General features: G+C 51.2%; 19 protein-coding genes and 1 tRNA gene. 9 read left to right on the top strand and 11 right to left on the bottom strand.

The window, feature by feature from the left end; genetic code table 11:
• The 8 genes from HPY90_RS00490 (at window position 1) to HPY90_RS00455 (ending at window position 9,027) form a co-directional block, all read left to right on the top strand.
• Window positions 1-1,119, top strand: coding sequence for a GerAB/ArcD/ProY family transporter (locus tag HPY90_RS00490; protein WP_287189867.1), 1,119 nt, complete (start codon window positions 1-3; stop codon window positions 1,117-1,119).
• The gene (locus HPY90_RS00485; RefSeq protein ID WP_287189866.1) at window positions 1,070-2,251 is read left to right on the top strand and encodes a Ger(x)C family spore germination protein; all 1,182 of its coding nucleotides are present in this window, start codon (window positions 1,070-1,072) and stop codon (window positions 2,249-2,251) included. The genes HPY90_RS00490 and HPY90_RS00485 overlap by 50 nt, the downstream gene beginning before the upstream one ends.
• 178 nt (window positions 2,252-2,429) lie before the next feature.
• On the top strand, window positions 2,430-3,566 hold the full coding sequence (locus HPY90_RS00480; RefSeq protein WP_287189865.1) for a Ger(x)C family spore germination protein: 1,137 nt from the start codon (window positions 2,430-2,432) through the stop codon (window positions 3,564-3,566).
• A gap of 151 nt (window positions 3,567-3,717) precedes the next feature.
• The gene (locus HPY90_RS00475) at window positions 3,718-3,921 is read left to right on the top strand and encodes a hypothetical protein (protein ID WP_013174482.1); all 204 of its coding nucleotides are present in this window, start codon (window positions 3,718-3,720) and stop codon (window positions 3,919-3,921) included.
• 67 nt (window positions 3,922-3,988) lie between these two features.
• Window positions 3,989-5,095: a GerAB/ArcD/ProY family transporter gene (locus HPY90_RS00470; RefSeq protein WP_013174481.1), complete on the top strand. Its 1,107-nt coding sequence runs from the start codon at window positions 3,989-3,991 to the stop codon at window positions 5,093-5,095.
• Between the two features lie 15 nt (window positions 5,096-5,110).
• Window positions 5,111-6,265 carry a Ger(x)C family spore germination protein gene (locus tag HPY90_RS00465; RefSeq protein ID WP_287189862.1) on the top strand — a complete coding sequence of 385 codons (1,155 nt, stop codon included), beginning with the start codon at window positions 5,111-5,113 and terminating at the stop codon, window positions 6,263-6,265.
• Between the two features lie 252 nt (window positions 6,266-6,517).
• A complete protein-coding gene (locus tag HPY90_RS00460) occupies window positions 6,518-7,720 on the top strand; it encodes a GerAB/ArcD/ProY family transporter (RefSeq protein WP_287189860.1) in 1,203 nt (400 codons plus the stop codon).
• 98 nt (window positions 7,721-7,818) lie between these two features.
• The gene (locus HPY90_RS00455) at window positions 7,819-9,027 is read left to right on the top strand and encodes a cofactor-independent phosphoglycerate mutase (protein WP_287189858.1); all 1,209 of its coding nucleotides are present in this window, start codon (window positions 7,819-7,821) and stop codon (window positions 9,025-9,027) included.
• A 31-nt stretch (window positions 9,028-9,058) separates the two neighbouring features.
• Here HPY90_RS00455 and HPY90_RS00450 read toward each other — a convergent pair.
• The 10 genes from HPY90_RS00450 to HPY90_RS00405 all read right to left on the bottom strand — a co-directional run bounded on the left by HPY90_RS00450 (window position 9,059) and on the right by HPY90_RS00405 (window position 20,032).
• A tRNA-Leu gene (locus HPY90_RS00450) sits at window positions 9,059-9,143 on the bottom strand.
• 90 nt (window positions 9,144-9,233) lie between these two features.
• On the bottom strand, window positions 9,234-10,025 hold the full coding sequence (locus tag HPY90_RS00445; protein WP_287189856.1) for a DUF6125 family protein: 792 nt from the start codon (window positions 10,023-10,025) through the stop codon (window positions 9,234-9,236).
• Between the two features lie 334 nt (window positions 10,026-10,359).
• The gene (locus HPY90_RS00440) at window positions 10,360-11,172 is read right to left on the bottom strand and encodes a CoA-transferase subunit beta (protein WP_013174476.1); all 813 of its coding nucleotides are present in this window, start codon (window positions 11,170-11,172) and stop codon (window positions 10,360-10,362) included.
• The gene (locus HPY90_RS00435; protein ID WP_013174475.1) at window positions 11,173-12,150 is read right to left on the bottom strand and encodes a CoA transferase subunit A; all 978 of its coding nucleotides are present in this window, start codon (window positions 12,148-12,150) and stop codon (window positions 11,173-11,175) included.
• A 92-nt stretch (window positions 12,151-12,242) separates the two neighbouring features.
• Window positions 12,243-13,391, bottom strand: a complete 1,149-nt coding sequence (locus HPY90_RS00430; protein WP_287189852.1) for an acyl-CoA dehydrogenase — start codon at window positions 13,389-13,391, stop codon at window positions 12,243-12,245.
• A 42-nt stretch (window positions 13,392-13,433) separates the two neighbouring features.
• Entirely contained in the window at window positions 13,434-14,306 is an 873-nt protein-coding gene (locus tag HPY90_RS00425; RefSeq protein WP_013174473.1) for a 3-hydroxybutyryl-CoA dehydrogenase, read from the bottom strand.
• 33 nt (window positions 14,307-14,339) lie between these two features.
• Complete coding sequence (locus HPY90_RS00420; RefSeq protein WP_013174472.1) at window positions 14,340-15,575, bottom strand: acetyl-CoA C-acetyltransferase; 1,236 nt, start codon at window positions 15,573-15,575, stop codon at window positions 14,340-14,342.
• Window positions 15,576-15,901: 326 nt separating this feature from the next.
• Window positions 15,902-16,054, bottom strand: coding sequence for a Com family DNA-binding transcriptional regulator (locus tag HPY90_RS00415; protein ID WP_287189848.1), 153 nt, complete (start codon window positions 16,052-16,054; stop codon window positions 15,902-15,904).
• A gap of 462 nt (window positions 16,055-16,516) precedes the next feature.
• The gene (locus HPY90_RS00410; RefSeq protein ID WP_287190164.1) at window positions 16,517-18,610 is read right to left on the bottom strand and encodes a sigma 54-interacting transcriptional regulator; all 2,094 of its coding nucleotides are present in this window, start codon (window positions 18,608-18,610) and stop codon (window positions 16,517-16,519) included.
• Between the two features lie 30 nt (window positions 18,611-18,640).
• Window positions 18,641-20,032, bottom strand: a complete 1,392-nt coding sequence (locus tag HPY90_RS00405) for an MFS transporter (protein WP_287189846.1) — start codon at window positions 20,030-20,032, stop codon at window positions 18,641-18,643.
• A gap of 168 nt (window positions 20,033-20,200) precedes the next feature.
• On the opposite strand from HPY90_RS00405, the gene HPY90_RS00400 reads away from it, so the two are divergent.
• On the top strand, window positions 20,201-20,695 hold the full coding sequence (locus HPY90_RS00400) for a hypothetical protein (protein WP_287189844.1): 495 nt from the start codon (window positions 20,201-20,203) through the stop codon (window positions 20,693-20,695).
• 6 nt (window positions 20,696-20,701) lie between these two features.
• On the opposite strand, the gene HPY90_RS00395 is transcribed toward HPY90_RS00400, so the two are convergent.
• On the bottom strand, window positions 20,702-21,520 hold the full coding sequence (locus tag HPY90_RS00395; protein WP_287189842.1) for an inositol monophosphatase family protein: 819 nt from the start codon (window positions 21,518-21,520) through the stop codon (window positions 20,702-20,704).
• Window positions 21,521-21,583: the final 63 nt, after the last annotated feature.

Below are 21,583 nucleotides of genomic sequence, written 5' to 3'. Positions count from 1 at the left end.
ATGGGTAATCGAATTTCCCCTTTTCAGCTCTACTGTCTTTTGATGTTCATGATTATGTCCAGCACCGCCATTTTTGAGCCTCCTCACCTCATCAGAGCCGGCGGCAACAACGGCTGGATCCTGGCCTGGTTTTGTGCTCTGGTTGCCTTACCTTATGCCTTGGTCTATTCGGCTTTAGCATCCAAGGCAAACATGGGCCTGGTCCCTTTTTTCGAATCAAGCCTGGGAAAGTGGTTGGCCAAAGCCTTGATTCTCTCGTATTTGTTTTTCCTTATCTTTTCCTGTGCGCTTGGCCTTCGGATGTTTTTCGAGTTTGCACTCTCGGTAGTGCTTTTTGTCGTACCGGTCAGCGTGTTTGCCGGTTTTCTCCTCGCAGCCGCGGCTTGGGCTGCCCGCCGGGGACTAGCCACGATTGGCCGGTTAGCCGAAGTCTTTTTTTGGACTAACACTTTTGGGGCTTTGCTCACAGCAGCTCTTTCTTGCTTCAACATTGACTGGAATAACTTCTTGCCCTTCGTACCAAGAGGTATACTACCGCTGGCGCCGGGGGCCTGGAAACATTCACATGTCTTTGCCGAATCTTACATCGCGTTTTTTTTATCCTCGTTTGTCAGCAATCGCAGCCGGACGTACCTTTCCGTCCTCGGCAGTGTGCTGTCCTCGGCCTTCTGGATATGTGTTTTTACTCTGCTCAGCATCGGGGTTTTCAACCACTACCTGGCAGGAGTTCTTTCTTATCCTATTTATTCTGTAGTAAGGAACATCTCGGTAGGGGATTTTATAGAAAGGGTAGACGCGGTGTTTGTCGCTATTTGGATAACCAACGCTTTTGTCAAAACCAGCCTCTTGCTTTTTGTCATTGCCCATACCAGCGCCGCGGCCGTGCGTTTGCGTGATTACCGCTTTCTGGTGCTACCGTTCGCCCTTCTGATCGGCGCCTTGAGCATCGCAATGTTCAGGAATACAGTTGAATTGAAGTTCTTTTACGATTTCTTTTTCTACCGGGTGATGTTGGTGTTTGCCGTAATCTTGCCGTTGGTTTTATTAATCCTATCGTGGTGGCGAAGAAATGAATGCAATGACCAGAAAGTACCTGATTCTGCTAGTAGTGCTGGTTAGCCTAGGTTCGGTTTCCGGCTGTTGGGACAGCCGCGAGATTAACGACAATTTTGTGGTAGTTGCAATCGGGTGGGACGCTGCCGCTAAAAGACATCTCATGTTTACCGAACAAATTGCTGAAATGCCGCCCCAAGCGGGAAAGCAGAAAGGGGCAAAGACAGCCCGCTCTTCGCCCACCTTCGTGACAGTCTCTAGAGATGGGAGGTCCCTCACCGAAGGACCGCGCAACGTGCATTTAAGACAACCCCGCAGCCCCCTCTGGCAGCACGCTTACTGTTACTTACTAGGCGAAGACCTCTGCCGCCAAGGACTGAGCGGAGCCGTCGACTACTTTCTGCGTAACCGTAATATACGTAAAACCGGCTACCTCTTTGTAGCCCGAAACTCAACCGCCGCCCAGGTTCTTCAAGTGCCGACGGAGGTGGAAAAGCTGCCCGGCCCAGCCCTGGTTTCCATGATCAAGAACCAGGATCTGCATATAGGTATATACACCCCTACTGACATGGGTGACTTCCTTACCAAAACCATAACGCCAGGGATAGAACCTGCTGTTCCAGGAGTAGAGATAGTCAACGAGAACGGTAAGAAGGCCCTGCGTCTATCTGGCATGGCGGTTTTCAAAGAAGGCCGCCTGGTCGGGTGGCTTAACGAAGAAGAATCGCGCGGTTACAGGTGGCTCCGTCCCACCCCTCTTGCTGGAGGTACCAAAATTATCAAATGCCCGTTTTGCGGTAAACCGGTGCTGCTCGATACCACGCGTTCACAGTGCCGGATAAAGCCCCGGATACAAGATGGAAGAATTGTCATAACCATTGACATAAAAGAGGAAGGCAATTTCTATGAACAAACTTGTTCTCACCAGCTCCTGACTCCTAAAACATTCCCTCAACTCGAGCAGCAAGCCGCCCAATTGATTGCACGTCAGGTACGCGCGGCGGTCAATAAAGCCCAAGCCCTCGACTCGGATATCTTCGGCTTTGGCCAAGCCGTTTTTGAGAGCTTCCCCAAAGAATGGGCCAGCCTTGAGAGCAAGTGGGCCCAGGTATTCCCAACACTCGAGGTCGAGATCCATGTCAAATCCGAGATCAGGCGGAGTTACCTCACCACCGAAACGTTGCAGTACCATTTTTAAGCCACTGATATACACAGATTAGCACAGATGATCACGGATTCTATTTTTAATTAGACGCTGATTGACGCAGATGAATTATTAATTATTAGTTGTAATCATAATTATAGATCTGGGTTAATCTGCGTCTAAGTATCTGTGTCCGTCTGTTGCTCGAATCCTCACAGCAGGGAGTTGAAACATGCGGCGAAGGATATGGTTGCTCATTCTTATCTTTTCCCTCTTGGCAACATCAGGCTGCTGGGGGCGTGTAGAGTTTCCCCAGGCCGTTGTCATAGGCGGGGCGGGTATGGATCTCTTACCAGACCGAAATATATTAACCTCTTTCCAGCTCATGCTACCGCCTGACATCAGCAGGGGTCCATCTTTCGTCGTTGTTTCTGCCCCCGGCCAAACGGTGTCCGTGGGACGCCGGAGAATAACCCTAGAATCCCCCGGAGTTCAGATTATCGAACACATAGCCGCCTTCGTTGTTGGAGAAGCTATGGCAAGAAACCTGGTAGACATGGTCGATCTCATGTTACGAAGTCCTCACCTTCGAGAAAACACCGATATTTTTGTGGCACGAGGTTCAGAAGCTCGCCAGGTGCTTGAAACCGCTCCGGTCATTGAAAAATCTTCTGCCCAGGCCCTCAAAGCCATGATAAGATCGCAAGACCCGACCACAGGAGTGTATACAGAAGTGAGGATCAATGAGGTACTTTCCAAGCTCGCGGCTCCCGGTATCGAGCCTGTAATTCCTGGAGTGGAAGTTATATCGGACGCTTCAGGGAAAAAGACGCTGAGGCTTTCCGGCACTGCGGTTTTTAGAAAAGGGCACCTGGTAGGATGGTTAGATACCCGTGAATCGCGGGGTTACCGCTGGCTGCGCCCCAAACAGGTAAGAGGAGGGACGGTTACCGTCACCTGCCCTTTCGACGGCAAACCAGTCTTGTTGGAGATGCTTAGAACGAGATCAGAAATCATACCCCGGTTGGAAAACGGCAGAGTGGCGTTCAGCATCAAGATTAGGGACGACGCAATGTTTTACGAACAAAGATGCACCCATGATTTATTGACTAGTCCCACAATTTCCCAACTAGAAGCCGAAGGCGAGCGCCAGATTGAAGACGAAGTCTTGGCGGCAATTTACAAAGCCCAATCTCTAGGGTCTGACATATTTGGCCTGGGGCTGGCTGTGAGCCGGAGGTACCCTCGCGCATGGCAATCCATGGAGAAAAACTGGGAGAGCCTATTCCCTAGCGTGCCTGTCTCGGTGCAGGTAGATGTCAATATCAGAAGGAGCAACTTCTTGACGAAAATCCTGTATCTGCGATGAGCCGAAGATTGATGAGCCACAGATAAACACGAATTTGCATAGATGTACACAGATTGCTGTTGAAATGGGGTAATGTAGATAATAGTTATCAGTGATAATCTGTGCTCCATCTGTGTAAATCTGTGGCTCTAGACTGCTAGGAGGGTGAGTTATGCTGGCTTTGCTGATTCTGCTGTTCCTTGTCATCATCCTTATCGATGTCCCCCCGCTTTTGAGGGACAAGATGTACCGGGAATTGGCGGTGTTTTCGGTTTTGATGGCTATCGCCGTATTGTACAGCCTGGGCCAGTTTTACAACTGGCCCCTTCCCAACCCGGTCAGAGCTTTAGAGACCGTATTTCGTTTCCAGCCATAACGCCCAAAAAAGGCAGGCGAAAGTAAAGGGGGTCCCTCTGATTAGATCCGCAGGCGTCAATCTTCGAATGACGGTGAACTGGCTACAGGTGTTGCTTCTGTGCTTCTCCATTCGCATAGCTTTTGACTTAGTAATGGTGTTGCCTGTCAGTGCCGCCCCCAGTCCCAACCGGGACGTATGGTTGGTTCCGCTGCTCGTCATCCCGGTAGCCTGGCTAGTTGGGGCCATCGTCATCAAACTGGGCAGCATTTTTCCCGATAAGACTATTATTCAGTACAGTCGTACTCTTCTGGGACCCGTTTTCGGTTCGATACTCGCTCTTTTGTATGCCTGGTGGTTCATTTTTTTTGCGGCCCTGGGGGTGCGCATATCGAGCGATTTTTTTCTGAATTCGGTCATGATTTTTACACCCGTCAGCGTCTTGATGGGTTTAACCCTCTTGACCAGCGTCATCGCCGCCCGCCGGGGACTAACAACCATTGCCCTCGTCAACCAGGTTCTAGGACCGGTAATGCTAGGGTTGATCTGGATGCTCATTTTCCTGTCCTTGAACCGGCTGCGGCCGTCCAACCTCTCGCCGTTCATGGCCGGCGGTCTAGGCAACTTGTTGACCAATGCCGTAACCCCCATGGCCGTGTGTTCAGATATAGTTAACTTGGCGATGGTTATACCTTTTATGGATAACCCTGCCCATGCCTCCCGGGTAGTTAAGTGGGGAGTCCCCCTGGGTGCATTGCACCTTATGGCCATCGTTCTGGTAGTTATATCAAGCTTAGGGATTGACAACGCTGCTTTGGCTACCTACCCGGGGTTAAGTGTAGCCAGGCGCATCGCATTCGGCGAGTTTGTGCAAAGGGTGGAGCCGGCGTTACTGACTGTTTGGCTGGGGGGCGTTTTCGTGCAGGTTACTCTCAACCTGATGTGGGCTTCCCAGGCCATGGCCCAAGGCTTTAACCTGCGGTGCTATAAACCTCTGGTACTTCCTTTGTCGGTTTTGGTCGGCTTGGTGGCCCTGCTTTTAGGTGAAAACACGCTTGAGTACACTGCTCTGTTCGACCCCACCTTTTTCGGGCCGTACGGCTTTACTTTTTCCCTTGTCATACCCTCGCTGCTGTTGCTGGTGGCACGGATAAAGCGCCCCGCAATAAAGTCGCCGCCGGAAACACAAACCTGACCCTGGAGTGATGCTGTGAAAAAGAATTGGCTTCTTGTGCTCTTTATCCCGGTCATGATAATCACCGGCGGTTGCTGGGACCGGACTGAATTGAACCAAACTAATTTAGCCATCGCTGTAGGCTTAGATGATCTTCCCGGGGACCGCTTGCGTTTTACTGTACAGATTCCGGTCTCTCAGAAAACACCGGGCCAAACTCCACCATCACCTCCTTTTGTGGTGGTCTCTACTACAGGTGAAACCTTCACTACTGCGGGCCGAAACATCATGTTGAAGAACCCGCGCAGCATCCTCTGGCAGCACTGGTCGGCCAATGTTTGGGGTGAAAGCCTGGCCCGGCGCGGACTGGCCGGCCTGGTCGATGAGTTTGCGCGTAACCGCAACGTGAGAAAAACCGGAGATGTCTTCATCGCCCGCGACACGACCGCCGCCGAAGTTTTGTCGGTTCCTACAGAAGTAGAAAGGATACCCGGAGTAGCCTTGACTTCGATGATAAAAAGCGAGGATCTGTACGCGGGAATATACACGCGCTGTCTTTTGCGCGACTTTATCATCCGCTCCATCAAGCCTGGCATCGAGCCTGCGGTGCCCGGCATCAGCGTGGTCAAAGACCCCAGCGACCGGTGTTTTCTCCAGATCTCCGGCACCGCGCTTTTTATGAAGGGGAAACTGGTTGGATGGATGAACGAGGAGGAATCGCGCGGGTACCGGTGGTTACAACCGAAAACGGTCTTGGGTGGTATAATGACAGTTCGGTGTCCATACTGCGGCAGCCCGGTCGTGCTCCAGTCTTTGCGCTCACAATGCCGCATCACCCCTGCACTCCAAGGACAAGAGATTATCATGCGGGTAAAGATAAAGCAAGAGGGCTTCTTTTACGAACAGACCTGTACTCACCCTCTGGTCACCCCTGCCATGCTTAAAACCCTGGAAAGAGAATCCGCCCAACTCATCCGCCAACAGGTTCTGGATTCGGTAAAGAAAGCCCAAGAACTGGGTTCCGACGTTTTCGGCTTTGGGCTAGCATTGAAACAGCATTATCCGCAAACATGGGACCGTGTTGGTAGCAGTTGGGAGGAAGTGTTCCCTGCAGTTAGGGTCGAAGTTGACGTGGAGTCCAAGATTCGCCGTACTCACCTAACTCGCCGTACCGCAGTAATCCGGTACTAGGCTAAAAGACGCAGATTGACGCAGATTTCTCTAGCATAGAGCCACAGATGCACACAGACCCGGCACTCAGCTGGCCGAAATTGCAACATGCCAGCTTGTCCCGACAACGCTATTCACTAATCAGGGTTTGAGTTGAGTGCCGGGCCGATGTACATAGATTGGTGTAAAAAATGCGAAATCCTAGTGGCCAGGGTGTCAAAAGCATCAGAGTCTTTGATAATCAGCGTCTGATTGCTAAAAGGAGATGTTTATATGAATGGACAACTCTTACCATCGCAAGTCTTCTGGCTGATCTCAACCTCCGTTTTGACAACTTACGCCCTGTACCTACCATCCCGCATAGTTCAGCTATCGGGTCCGGACTTCTGGTTAGCAGAAATACTGGCCCTCGTCCTTTGCTTGCCCTTAATCTTGCTGGTGGTCTTAGCCGGTATGCGTTATCCCGAGCGCAGTTTTGTCGAAATAGTAGAAACAGCCTTGGGCAAACCCTTAGGGGTGTTCCTCAACCTGCTGTTTTTCTTCAGCTACCTTCTCCTGGCCGCCACAGTAGTCCGGGGTTTTGTCGATATTTTGATTGTCGCGATTCTACCTAGAACCCCGCCTGTGGTTTTCATCGCGACCACTCTGGCGGTTTCCGTCTATCTGGTTAACAACGGAATTAGGGTCCTCGGACGGTTGGCTGGGCTCGCCGGACCTATGGTGTTCGCCTTGATGGGGGTAACTGTCTTTCTGGCTCTGAGGGAAGCCGATTTTTCTAACCTGCTGCCGGTGCTGGCCCACGGCTGGAAACCCGTGCTGACCGCCATTCCACCCATCCTCACTTACCTGGCCGAATTCGGAACCATCGCTTTCGTCATGCATCACCTTAACCTCCCCTCATCCGCCTTCAAGATCAGTTTGGGGTGTCTTTTGTTTCTGGGTTTGACCAGTGTCGGGCTCACCATAGCCGTCGTCTCCGTTCTTTCTGTCGAGTACAGCGCGGCTCTAACCGCGCCTTTTCTCAGTTTGGCCCGCGGCATCGTGCTCGGCAAGTTTCTCAACCGTATAGAAGCCCTGGTCTTAACCATCTGGATTCTTGGGGGGTTTGTCAAGCTGGCCTTCATCCACTATCTGTCAGCCTCCACCCTTGCTCAAACCCTCCGCTTAAAACGCCACCAGGTGGTTTCTTTGCCTTTAGCCCTGCTTACGGGGACACTTTCCCTCGAGCTTTTTCCCAGCATTTTCGAGGTAATCGATTTTCTCTCATGCGTCCTTTGTTGGTATCATCCGCTCATATTCTTTGGTCTTCCCATACTGGTCTGGACAGCTTCGGTTATCCGGTGCCAAGGAGTTTCTTCCTGGGATTCCCTCAGCCAGGCTTGCACGGAGATCAAGCTCAGCCTTTTCCTGTTCGCAAGCACTGTCAAACAGGCTTACTACTCCGTGGTTACGCCTTCAACTCCTTACCAAAATTAATCGCGTCTCCCCTCCCTCGGGTTCTTACTAGCTGGTAAAATCGGAACTGTTTGTTGTATAATCAGACCACGAGACTCCCTTAGAAAGGAGAAAAAGCCTTGAAATACGTGGTGGTGCTGGGCGATGGCATGGCTGACTACCCTATACCCGAACTCGATTACAAAACCCCGCTGGCTCATGCCAGAACCCCAAACTTAGATTTCTTAGCTTCCAGGGGTAGAATGGGTATGGTCAAAACCGTACCTGACGGAATGCCGCCCGGCAGTGACGTAGCCAATCTTTCGGTAATGGGGTATGACCCGACCCGTTACTACACAGGACGCTCGCCCTTGGAGGCGATTGCCATGGGAGTCGAACTTAAGCCGGGCGATGTTGCCTTTCGCTGCAACTTGGTAACCCTTTCTGACGAGCCCGAGTTTACGCAGAAAAGAATGATTGACTACAGCTCAGACGAGATAACCAGCGCCGAGTCGGCCCAACTCATAGCCGCGGTTAAAGAGCGGTTTGACGACGAAGACATCCGTTTCTATCCGGGGGTAAGCTACCGCCACCTCATGGTATGGACAAATGGGCCTTTAGAAGTAGAACTGACTCCGCCCCACGATATTTCCGACCGGGTAATTGCTGAATACCTGCCTCGGGGAAAAGGTAGCGAGGTTCTGCTCGGTTTAATGCTGGAGAGCAACCGTTTTCTACCCTGTCACCCGGTCAACCAGTTCCGGGTTCACCGCGGGCTCCGGCCAGCCACCTCCCTCTGGTTCTGGGGACAGGGAGTTAAACCGGCATTACCCCTTTTTGCAGAAAAATACGGCCTTGTCGGCTCGGTCATCGCCGCCGTTGATCTTACCAAAGGTCTCGGGCTTTGCGCCGGTCTTAGGGCGGTAAATGTCCCGGGAGCAACCGGAAACATAACAACAGATTTTCGAGGCAAGGCTCGGGCTGCTCTAAAGGAACTGGACGACGGGCAGGATTTTGTCTACATCCACATCGAGGCCCCGGACGAGGCCGGGCATCGCGGAGAACTGGAGATTAAGATTAAGGCTATAGAGGAGATTGACGAAAAGGTAATAGGGGAATTGCTATCCGGACTGCCAAAGTTCGGGGAATATCGTCTTATGGTACTGCCGGACCACCCCACGCCTTTAAGCGTGCGCACCCATACCGCCGAAGAAGTACCCTTTGTGATATTCGACAGTCGGCAGCATTATCCGAATAAAGCAAGCACCTACGACGAAGCGTCGGCCCGAAGCACCGGCCTTCGCTTTGCAAAAGGACATGAACTGATGGACTATTTCATCAAGGGATAGAAAAAGGGGGCTTTCGCCCCCTATTTTCCTTTGGTGCGGCAGAAGGGACTCGAACCCCCACGGTGTGACCCGGTAGATCCTAAGTCTACTGCGTCTGCCAATTCCGCCACTGCCGCCTCTATGACTGTCACTTATTATATATGAGCCATTCTCGTTTTTCAAGGCCGCTGGTCCGTTAGTCCACAAGCCGCGGCCCATTATCATAATCAATCATCATTAGGTATATAAAAGCGCCAAGCACACCACCATTCATCAGGATGCTCGTCCGGAGGGCAGCCTATACACTCGGTCTTGATCCGGGAATCGATAGTACTGGCAAATGTCCGGTACTCTACAACTCCTGCCGACTTGCACGGATAATCCTCGAGACCCTTGCTCTTACGAGCGCTCTGAACCCGGCAGTCGTTCATCTGGAATATTATGCTGTTAGGCGATTCGTCGATAATCGTCTGTACATTAATCCTAGAATACAGCCTGAACCTTAAGGCCTTTTTCAAACCTTCCAGTCCCGCCTGGTCTGGCAAGCCCAACAGCCTTTTAATCGACCAGGCCTCAAACGGTGAAAACCTGGTCCAGCAGGTGTCGTTGCAGCGCTTGGCGTCGAACATACCCACGGTTCTTTCCACCGCTTGAAACCAGACACCATCTACCGCCAACCAGTTGAGGGCAAGGTTATCAATAACTTCTATCAGTTTTTCCCTGGGCATTTCTAATAGCGGCTTGGGTATTCCCTTTTCCAACTCGAATCCCAACACTTTAGAGAATCTCCTCATCTGGATATTGTAAGCATCGGTCAAAGCTATTTGTAGGATATCTAAGGCTTGCGACATGCCAAACTGGTATTCAACCTCTCTGAACCAAAGAGTATGGTGTACCATAACCCGATGCACGAGATCAACCAAAAACCGTGCCAACTGTTCTTGGCTCATGTCCTCGGGCCTCTCGATTTCTGCTCTTTCTACGGCCCTTTCTTCCTGCAGGGCTACTCCCTCGCCCACACCAATCCCTCCCATATTAAGATTTCTTGCCCGTACCAATCGAGCAACCCTTCCGCTATTCGGAAATGCGAGTCACTTCAGTACCGAACGAACCCCACCTCCCTAATTCTCTCTTTCCCCTCCACTAAGAAAGCATTCCTCATCTTTAATCATAAAGGCGGCGCTGCTAACCGTCAATCGGCCAAGCATTAAGGCAAGTTCTTGAAAGTCCTGTTTCATTCAACCAACCCAGCAAGAGAATGGCCCGACGCCCAGCCCTTTACCAACGTCAGGCTGAGCACCGGGCTCCTGTTTCTTTAATCCAAAGTACTAGATAAGGGTCATACCCTCGCCATTAAGGCAGGAATATTCCTTCGGGGTCTACTTTGGTGTAAAGGAGCTCAATATCCAGGTAGGTAGGAGGGTGTGTCTCCCCGCTTACCCTGGAAATATTGAGGTCGAAATCTACGTTGTTCTTCACATCTTCCACCGAGAACCCGGGGTGAACCGTGTCTAGGTACATAATACCTTCTTCGTCAAAACGGAAGACCCCCATATCAGTGATAACCGTGTCTATGCCTCCGCGGAAGAACTTCCCGTATACCTCTTTCCTCGGCGCCCACTCACCGCTCGGCCATTTCTTTATGCGCCATCCAGGAGCAGTAATGTAATCGACGTGTTCTTTGAATCTCCTTTTCTCTTGGACCATGATATAGACTGATCTCCTGGCCAAAGAGTTGATGTCGGGGTTACCGCCACTCCCGGTGAAGCGCTTCTTGGGTTTGGCGTAATTACCGACGACAGTAGTATTCACATTGCCATATTTGTCTATCTCGGCTCCTCCCAAGAAGCCAAGGTCAACATAGCCGCAGTGGAGCTGCCCGAAGAATGCCTCTGTAAGTCCAGCTGCGATGGCTGCCTGGTAAGCGCAGCGGGCATCTCCGACCGAGGTCGGCAGGTCAATAGCCCGGCCGTCAACAGACCCTGCTTCATAGATGCAGACCGCGTTCGGGGCGTGCGAAAGTTGGGCCAGCATTATGGCCAGCATAGGCAGGCCAGTTCCGGCAAACACCACGTCACCGTCCCGTACCTCCCGGGCAGCAGATACTGCCAACAGGTCAATGGGTTTGTATTCACCCGGCTTGGCGTATTCGTTCTTGGCCGACATTTATCTCTTCCCCCTTTTCACCCGTGTTGAATAGCCCAGAGCTGCGTTGGCTCTCAATTTTTCCAACCGAGTAATTCCCAATTTCGCTAAGTACTCGTCGTGGTTCTTGACCCCGAATACCCACTCATCCGCCCACTTGTCAAAGCTTTCCTGGGACTTGGAAGCGGAATAGAACGCTCTTATGAAATCGGCGTCGACGTCATAGTACCCTTGAGAGCCCGTGGGATGCGCCGCCCAGGGAAGCTCGACCACGTAATCGACGGCATAACCGGTCGCGAGATTAAGCTTAGGTTCCTGACGCAGGTAACTGTCGGGTACTATCTCTTCTGCCAAAACGATTACCTTGTCCGCAGCCTTGATAGCCTCCGCATCGGTATAGGTCTGGGCATTGACGCGAACCGTTCCTTCGTCTCCTACCTGAGAAGCGTAGATGAGAGCCCAGTCGGGGTTAACCGCCGGCATCAGCAGTATTTCACCCATGTTGTAGAAGGGGTCATGAATAATGTCATACTTCTTCAGAGGAATCTTCGGATTGGAGCCGTCTCTCAGTCCGGCTCTACTCAGCATGTCGAATTCGGGGTTTAAAATGTCGGTGCCCATGCTGTGAGCAGTAGGCATGAAGGGAATTCCATATGCTCCGGCCAAAAGCCTGGCCACACACTGAGCGTGGCTGTAGTCCTCGGTAATGATTGACCCTTTCACCTGGCCAGCTGCTACCATCTCGCCCAACTTTCCATACAACTCGTGCCCGACCCAGCAGGATTCCCATATCTTCACGCATCCTGCCCCGGCCAGGACTTCAGTGTGGGTTCCACCGTTGACCTCGAAAAGATGCAGGTTCTTCTTGCCCTGGCGTGCCAGTTCGTAAACCAAAGCCATCGGCCGGCGCCAGATAGTGAACCCGCTGAAGGTCAACAGGTCGCCGTCCTTAATGAGACTGGCCGCCTCTTGCAGCGTAATTTTTTCCGGTTTACCCATTACTCTACCTCCTCCTCCTCAAATCTAAAAAACAAGTATGAAAATCCGTTACCCCTGTAAAGGGGTAACGGGATTTTCCACAACCACCACAACTAGAAACGACCGATAACGTGCCTGCCAATTATCATCCTTTGAATTTGGTTAGAGCCCTCGTAAATCTGGGTCACTTTCACGTCTCTCATCATGCGTTCGACCGGGAACTCTTTGCAGTAGCCGTACCCGCCCATCAACTGTACACAGTTGGTGCAAACTTCCATAGATGTGTCGGTAGCAAACTTCTTGGCCATAGAAGCTTCCTTGCTGTGGGGAAGCTTGTTGTCCTTCAGCCATGCTGCCCGGTATACCAGAAGCTGAGCCGCTTCCAGGGCAGTAGCCATATCGGCCACCATGAACTGCACACCCTGGTTTGCTGCTAAGGGACGGCCGAACTGCTTTCTTTCTTTTATATAATTAACTGTATATTCAAGAGCGCCCTCACCTATGCCAAGCCCCTGAGCCGCGATTGTTATACGCCCGCCGTCCAGCAATCCCATCGCCACTTCGAACCCATTATTGACCTCACCCAACACGTTTTCTTTTGGTACCTTGACATTGTCAAAGTAGAGCTCGCAGGTAGGAGATCCGTTCATGCCCATCTTCTCCACCGGCTTGCTGATGGTGAAGCCAGGAGTATCTTTCTCTATGATGAGGCATGTGATGCCTTTGCCAGGGGGCTGGGACGGATCGGTCTTTACGAATGTGCAATACGTAGTAGCATACCCGCCGTTGGTAATGAATATCTTGCTGCCGTTCACTATGAAATGGTCCCCGGCATCCTCTGCCCTACACCGAATAGAAGCCGCATCTGAACCGGCATTCGGCTCGGTGAGAGCGTACGCCCCTATAATTTCACCGGTGGCCAGCGCCCGGAGGTATTTTTGTTTTGCCTTCTCCGTGCCATAGAGATAAGTGCTCATGCAACCTAACCCGGTATGAACCGCCATTATGACCGCAGTAGATGCACAAGCCTTGGCTATCTCCTCGATAAACATGGCAAAGTCAAGATAGGTGCCGCCTGCTCCGCCCCACTCTTCCGGAATCGGTATCCCGGTAAGTCCCAGATCAGCTAGCTTCTTGAACGTCTCCATAGGGAACCGGTGCTCGCGGTCGATCTCGGCCGCGATCGGTTCTACTTCGTTTTTGACAAACTTGCGGACCATATCCCTTAACATTAAAGACTCTTCACTCAATTGAAAATGCAATATCCTCACCCCTTGCATTCAACTTCTTTGACAATCCTCCACCTACTTGCTGTAGTCGTAGATACCCTTGCCGGTCTTTCTGCCCAACCAGCCGGCCTGGACATACTGCTTCAACAGCGGGGACGGACGGTACTTCGGATCTCCATACCCTTGGTACATTACATTGAGAATAGCCAGTACCGTATCGAGACCAATCAAGTCAGCCAGAGCCAGCGGTCCCATAGGATGGTTCATCCCCAGTTTCATGATGTTGTCGATATTCTCGGCCGGGGCTACCCCTTCATACAGCTCCCACAAAGCCTCGTTAATCATTACCTGAAGAACCCGGTTCGATACAAACCCGGGTACATCTTTACACCAAACAGGTACTTTACCCATCTTTATTGAGGCCTCTTCTACAACCTGGTAGACTTCATCGGTAGTAGCCAGGCCCCGGATGATTTCGACCAGTTTCATGACCGGCACCGGGTTCATGAAGTGCATTCCGATAACCTTCTCTGGACGCTTGGTGCAAGCTGCAATCTGAGTTATCGGCAGAGATGAGGTGTTAGTAGCAAGAATGGTGTGCTCAGGGCAAATCCTGTCCAATTCGCTGAATATATTCTTCTTAATGTCGAAGTTCTCGACGACTGCTTCAATTACCAGGTCAGCATCTTTCGCGTCTTCGAGGCTTACCGATTTGCTGATACGCCCCAGGATGGCGTCCTTCTCTTCTGCGGTCCTCTTGCCTTTCTCCACATCCTTGGAAAGGTTCTTGGTAATTACTCCTAGCCCTTTTTCTACCAGTTCCATGGTAATGTCATACTGGACCACTTCATATCCTGCTTGCGCTGCAACCTGGGTGATGCCTCCACCCATCTGGCCAGCACCCACCACGAATATCTTTTTGACTTCCACCTTTATAACCCCCTCCATGCATTACCTTGAATCCCTTAAGGGCTCTACTGTCTACTCGACCTTGATCATCATCGCATCGCCCTGAGCTGCACCGCTGCAGATCCCGCATACTCCGAGTCCGCCGCCGCGCCGCTTGAGCTCGTAGGCCAGGGTCATCAGTATACGGCCGCCAGAGGCTCCGATGGGATGTCCGAAGGCTATGGCGCTGCCGTTGACGTTGACCTTCTCATCCAGCTCCTCGTCGGTCAGCCCGAGGATGGCTTTCCCACTGGTCAGAACTACTGCGGCAAAGGCTTCGTTGATCTCGATGAGGTCCATATCTTTGATCGACATGCCCTTCTCGTCTAACAACTTCTTAATCGACAGTCCGGGCACAGTAGCTATATACCTAGGCTCCTGCGAGACTTCAGCGTAACCCAATACGGTTGCCAGCGGCTTGATTCCCAGTTCCTCGGCTTTTTCTTTGGCCATCAGAACCAGCGCACTGGCCCCGTCATTGGTTCCCGGAGCGTTCCCTGCAGTTATGGTTCCCTGCGGGTCGAATACCGGAGGTAGTTTTGCGATGTCTTCATAGGTGCACCCAAATCGAGGCTGCTCGTCAGTGTCCACCACAACCGGCTTCTTTCCTGGTACCGTTACCGGTACGATCTCGTCCTTCAGCCTTCCCGCTTTAATAGCCGCTTCGGCCCGGTTCTGGCTGCGCACTGCCCAGCGGTCCTGAGGCTCGCGATCCAACCCGAACTCTCTTGCGACTTCCGACCCGTGAATAGCCATGTGCCGGTTGTAGAAAGCACACCACAAACCGTCCCATACCATCAAGTCGGTACAGTTCTTGTTCGGAACGCCCATCCGAGCCCCCCAGCGCATGTCGAACAGCCCGAACGGGATATTGGACATGCTCTCCATCCCACCACCGACAGCAATGTCTATATACCCGGCAGCGATCATCTTGTAGGCTAGCCCGCAGGTAATAATACCGGATGAACAGACTTTATTCACCGTGATGGAAGGTACCTCCACGGGAATTCCCGCCTTGATAGCCGCCTGCCGACCGGGAACCTGCCCACAGCCAGCTTGTACTACCTGACCATAGTAAACGTAATCGACCTGTTCCGGCTTTATGCCTGCCCGGTTGACGGCCTCTTTAATGGCGATGGCTCCCAACTCTACCGCCTTGAACGACTTTAAGGCGCCGCCGAATCTACCAAAAGGTGTTCTTGCTGCTCCTACGATGACAACCTCTCTCACGTTCCATTCCTCCCTTTCAAGTGTTGTAAACAGCTGCAAACTTATCGACCTCCTTCACCATCCCCCTTTCTGGGCTAAAACCCAAGCAATTCTTTTGGTCGAGGACAAACCCTGCCCTTCATCAGCAAAAAGGCCCCGCCAACAAAAGTGACGGGGCTCAAAGGCTCTCTAAATTCAGTCACAGTATCCACTTTTTGATCTATCCTGCGCGGCAAGTACGCCTATTTCAAGATAACCCTGCCTTTTAAAGGTCCCCCGAGGAGCTCAGCGGCTCTCAGCAAACTGAGGTCCAGAAGACCCCGGGGTAGGGAGGGTATCCCACAAACTACCACCAGGCTGTCCATTACACTTTAACGACTAGCGGTTTACTTCTTCTGGTCACTGCTCGAAACGGTCACTACCGGCTCTTCTTTTAAATAATTCTTGTAACCGCAACGGGGGCATTTGATTTCCAGTTCCTGGCATTCCCTGTACTTTCCTAACAGTTTATTGCACTTCTGGCACCTGAATTCTTTCAACCTGTCTTCACCCCTTCACCGCCACTCAATATAGAAGAACAGATTAGCCCCGTCAGGTCTACCTGGCGGGGCTCAGGGGCTCTCTTCCAGCTATCTCAATTCTATTAAGTTCTTCGCCTTCATCATTCCTCACGTCTCAAAGAAAAATGCCTCCGCGCCGTGTCGCCGTACAAGTCACGGCGCGGGCAACTAGTGAGGGAAGTAATTCGGAAAACTTACGTGACGCGTGCTTCCGATAGGAGCTTCCCGGCAACCGCTTTATTAAAGTGCAAGTTGCGTGCCACCCAAGCTGGAAAAGAAAAAACGTCCATAAACCCCGGTCAAATCCGACAAAGTCCTGAAAACAAAAAATGTGAAAGAGCAAATCCCCTCTTTCACATTTATTGTATAATTGCAACAATATATGGCTAAAACCGTGTGCCCTGCTGTTGCATATTTGCCGGGCACGTTGCGATACCGCAACTAATTCAGTTTATTTATCAGCCCGTATTTGGCAGCCTTTCTCACTATAGTCGAAGCATCGACTCTTAGTTTGCTAGCTATTTGCCTGGTTGTACGGTATTCAGCATAGGCTTTTTCTAATATCTGCCTTTCCACGCTCTCCACCGCGTCTTTTAAGGGAAGAATGCCCGAAACCCTTACTTCCGCGGCCCCCGTTGTTCCTCCACCAAACTGTGGTGGGAGATCTTCCACTTTCACTATGTCACCGCTACACGTGACCAGCAACCTTTCTACCAGGTTCTCCAATTCCCTTACATTGCCGGGCCAATCATACTTCATTAAAACCTCGATAGCTTCCGGAGAAAAACGCTTGTTCATCTCGTATTTTTGATTTATCAATTTTACAAAATGCACAACTAACAACGGAATCTCCTCTTTTCGCTCTCTCAGCGGCGGTACGTAAAGCGGTATCACGTTTAAACGGTAGTAAAGGTCTTCACGGAACTGCTTGTTTTGAACCATTTCCTCGAGATTGCGGTTTGTCCCCGCGAGAATCCTGGCGTCAACTCGTGTGGGCCGGGTGCTACCAACCCGCGTTACCTCTTTACTCTGCAACACCCGCAATAGTTTTACTTGGAGGTTCAAGGGCAGTTCTCCAATCTCATCTAAAAAAAGCGTGCCCCCATCTGCCATTTCAAAGTAACCGGCTTTTCCTTCTCGCCTGGCTCCTGTAAAAGCTCCAGCCTCATAACCGAAAAGTTCTGATTCCAATAAATGCTCAGGAATAGCGCCGCAGTTTACTTTGATAAAAGGTCCTTCTCGCCTTCGGCTATTGTTATGAATCGTCTCCGCTATCAACTCTTTCCCGGTCCCCGATTCTCCCGTGATTAACACGGTTGAGTCTACCTGTCCCACCCTTACCACCATTTCTATGAGCTTACGCATGGCAGCCGAACCGACAACCAACCTATCCGAACCCACGTACTGCAGCTTCAAAGTCTTCAGCTGGCTTTCATAGTGTTGGCTCAGACTGCGGGCCTGTTCCAGTTTCTGTTCAAGCCGGGTCAGTTCCGTCATATCCCTCACATTGTAGACAATCCTTGTGACCCGCCCGTCTTCATCGAACACCGGGCTGCCTGTCCACAGGATGGCCTTACCCTCGGGGGTTGTCTGCATCGAAGTACAAGGTTGGTCGGTACTGATCCCCAGGCTAGCAGCTTCTTGAGCAACTATGCCCTTTTTAACCAAAACTTCAATGTTCTGCCCCACCAAGGTTCCTGGTTCAAACCCGGTAATTCTTTCCAAAGCTTGGTTGGCCCGCAGAATGTAGCCGTTTCGATCAGTGATGAACAGCCCGTCAAACGAAGACTCGATAATAGCATTGAGTACTTCATTGAGATCCTTGACAAACTGTAGCTCCTGGGACACGGCCTCCAGTTCTGATACGTCCTGAAGCACGGCTACGGCGCCAATAAGGGTCTCGCCTTTCCAGATAGGCGTACGGTTAGAAATAAAACAACGGCCATTGAGCCATATTTTTTGAGCGGTTTGGGTTTTACCCTCTTTCAAGACCTCCAGTAACCCCGTGTTAGGTATGATTTCAGCTACGTGCCTACCCAGCGCCTCCTCGGCCGTAACCTGCAAAGCCTTCTCTGCCGCTTGGTTGATAAGCTTGATGATTCCCTTTTCATTAACAGCAATAATCACGTTATGAGTAGCGTTTATTACCGCTTTCAATTCGGTACTCATCCGGTAGTAAGAATCAAAAAAAGCCTCTAGGAAATCGGAATTAGTCACAATCCCTACAATTTCGTCTTCTCGTACTACTGGAATTCGTTTCACTGTAGTGCGGAAATACTGAGAAAGCTCGTCCCTCGGATGGCCAACCAAGACCCGTCTTGTCATCACCTCACTCACCGGAATAGACATGTCCTGCTCCTGGCTTACCAGCCTCAAGATATGGCTCTTGGTCAGCAACCCGATAACCCGGCGGCGTTCATCGACTACCGGCGCCCCATCTATTCCATGTTCGACAAAGACTTTGGCCGCCTCGGAAACAGGCATTTCGGGATGTAAGAGAACCGGGTTGGGAGTCATGATGTCCTCGAGCCTCAACTTAACCACCTCACCTTCCCCTCAGAACCTCTATCCCTTCAATCTGTCCGGTTCAGCATGAATGGTGCCTCGAGCCAGTGAAGCGAATATTCCCCCCACACAAGTAACCGCAAACAGCCCAAGTATCAACCTCATACTTAGCAAGAAAGGCCCGATCTCGGCGGCGTCTATTTTTACTTTCCCCATCACCGCACCGATGATGAGAGCCACCACTGTCATGCTGAAGCTTTGTCCTACCAACCTCATAGTACTCAGGGTCGACGAAGCTATGCCATACTGATGCGCTGGGACTGAGCTCATAACCGCGTTGTTGTTAGGGGAGGCAAAAAGCCCGAATCCCAATCCCATTACCACTAAAGTAATAGCGACATATATAAGAGAGGTGTCGGGGTTCACAAACTGGTACATGATAAGCCCTACCATAGTTAGAGCCATACCCCAAGTCGCCACTATCTGGGGTTCAACTTTATCTGACATCCGGCCCGAATATGGTGAAACTAAAGCCATGATAACAGGCTGTGAAAGCATGACCATCCCTGCCGCTTGAGCGCTTAGCCCTTTCACCATTTGCAGGTAAATCGATAACAAGAACGTTACCCCAGAGGTTGCCATGTAATTGATAAAAGCTGCCAGGTTGGAGAAGGCAAAGGAACGGTTTCGCAGTAACACTCTCAATTCGATCAAAGGCGATTCCGAGTTCAGCTCGCGGTAAACGAAAAGAGCCAGAAGCACTACCCCCAGCCCTAACAGCCATTTACCCATCGCCGCGGTCGCAATTATGGAAAGGCCGTACATCAATGCCACCAGCCCGGAAGTGTAAAAGGCAGCCCCAGCCAAGTCAAATCCAGTCATCTTTCCAGGAGCTACGTCCGTCTTGATCCTGGTTGCAGCCAGCAAGGCCATCAAAGTTAGGAAGGTGATAAAGAAAAAGATATAACGCCAACCCAAATAATGTGTGATAAATCCTCCCAGGACAGGTCCTACCGATACTCCTACGTACACTACTGCTGAGTTAATGCCCAAAAACTTGCCTCTCATTCCTGGGGGGGTAACGGCTGTGAGTATCGCCATCCCTGTGCTGAAAATCAAAGCTCCTCCCATCCCTTGCAACACCCGCATCGCCAGCAACAACGAAGACGTCCGGGCTAGCCCGCCCACTAAACCGGTCAACCCAAAAATAGCAATACCAGCCATAAAAATGGGTTTGCGCCCTTTTATATCTGCCATGCTTCCGACCGGTAATAACAAAGCCGCCGAAGCTAACATGAAACTGGTAGATATCCACGTCAAAGCAACTATGTTCGCCCCAATATCTTTACCTATTGCTGGAATAGCGATGTTTATGGCACTACCCGTAAAAGGGGTCAAAAAAGAAGTTATGCAGACAGCTATTAATGTGAATCGTTGCTCTTCAGTTAGCAACAAGCATCCCTCCATGTCTTGCCATAATCATTACGCCACAGTCTACCTTCAATTTAACCATCCTGCCCCACACCTGTCCAGCAAAGTTTCCCCAGGGTCGATGTTGCAAAGAGGTCCGGGGACAAGTATCCTCTAAAGTAGCTTAACCCGTTGGAAAGGAGGAATTCGATGCCGGAATGCATTATATGCCGGCGCAAGGTGCTTGTGGTCGACCAAAAAGGCCTCTGCGGCGAGTGCCGGGCCGCCGCTACTTTGGAAGTGGCAACCCGATTAGACACCATTTACCTTCATTACCGTACTGTACAAGGCTCCGACGATTTCGAGGAGTGTCTCAAAAGCTGTGACCTCATAATCAAAGAAGCCGAAGCCTTGCTGCCCTATGAAAAACTGGAAATAGAAGTAGCTCCCCCTCTCCCCTCTGAAATCATTGACATGATGAGGGAAATCAAGGATGACATCATCATGGAAGAAGCCGAGCGCCTGTTGCAATCCCTGGATGCAAACACTGCTGCGGACAGTAGCAGGCTGCCCATTCCCCCGCCCCCATGCGGTGAAGTGGCATTAAAGCTGCAAGAACTTAAAAGCATGATGTCTGCCCCATCGCGCCTGGCAGACATTGAACGAGAGTTCGAAGAGAAGTATCGAACATCTATCATGGACTGATTAGAATCACAGCAATGCCTGTTCCGGGAAATAAAGCCCGATCTGTTCCAACAGCCAGTCATGGATCAGCCCGTTGGTAGCTATTATGTGCCCGGTTTTCATGAATCCTTCTTTGCCCTTCCAGTCAGTGACTCTGCCGCCCGCTTCCCTGACAATTACGGTTCCTGCCGCGATATCCCACGGGCAAAGATTCAGTTCTAAAAAACCGTCGAAGCGGCCGCAAGCAGTCCAGCACAGGTCTAAGGCCGCGGATCCAGGCCTTCTCAAACCGTGAATACTAGGTATTATATGGGCAAAAAGCTGGAAATAGCTCTGCAAAAACCGGAAACTCCTGAAAGGGAACCCGGTGGTTAAGAGGCAATCGCCGGGCAAGTCATTCCTTGTAACCTGTATCCGCTCTCCATTTAAATATGCGCCCTTCCCTTTTTCAGCCACAAAAACCTCCCGGAAGTTGGGGTCATGAACCACGCCGCCCCAAAGGACTCCGTCTATCTCGTAGGCGATGCTTATACAATAGACGGGTACCCCGTGAATAAAGTTGGTCGTTCCGTCCAGCGGGTCTATATACCAGCAAACACCTGAGTGCTCATTTCCTTTCAACGTACCCCTCTCTTCGGCCAGAATAGCATCCTCGGCAAACATCCCCTTGATGGTTTGAACGATAGCCTCTTCCGCTCTTTCGTCTACATCGGTTACGAAATCGTTGATGCCCTTGGTTCGGATCAAATCCGGGCTAATATTTCCCTCGGCCCGCTTAATCACTTTAGCCGCTACCTCGGCAGCTTTTAAAGCTACAAGTGTTCTTTTGGAAAACTCCATATTCATCAGCCCCACTCCTTACCGTCCTGATAAATTAGCCACTAGTATAGACAGACTCTTATATCATCC

This window comes from Syntrophothermus sp. (genome assembly GCF_013314835.1).
In the GTDB taxonomy this organism is placed as follows: domain Bacteria; phylum Bacillota; class Syntrophomonadia; order Syntrophomonadales; family Syntrophothermaceae; genus Syntrophothermus; species Syntrophothermus lipocalidus.
This window is presented reverse-complemented; position numbering and strand designations above follow the sequence as displayed.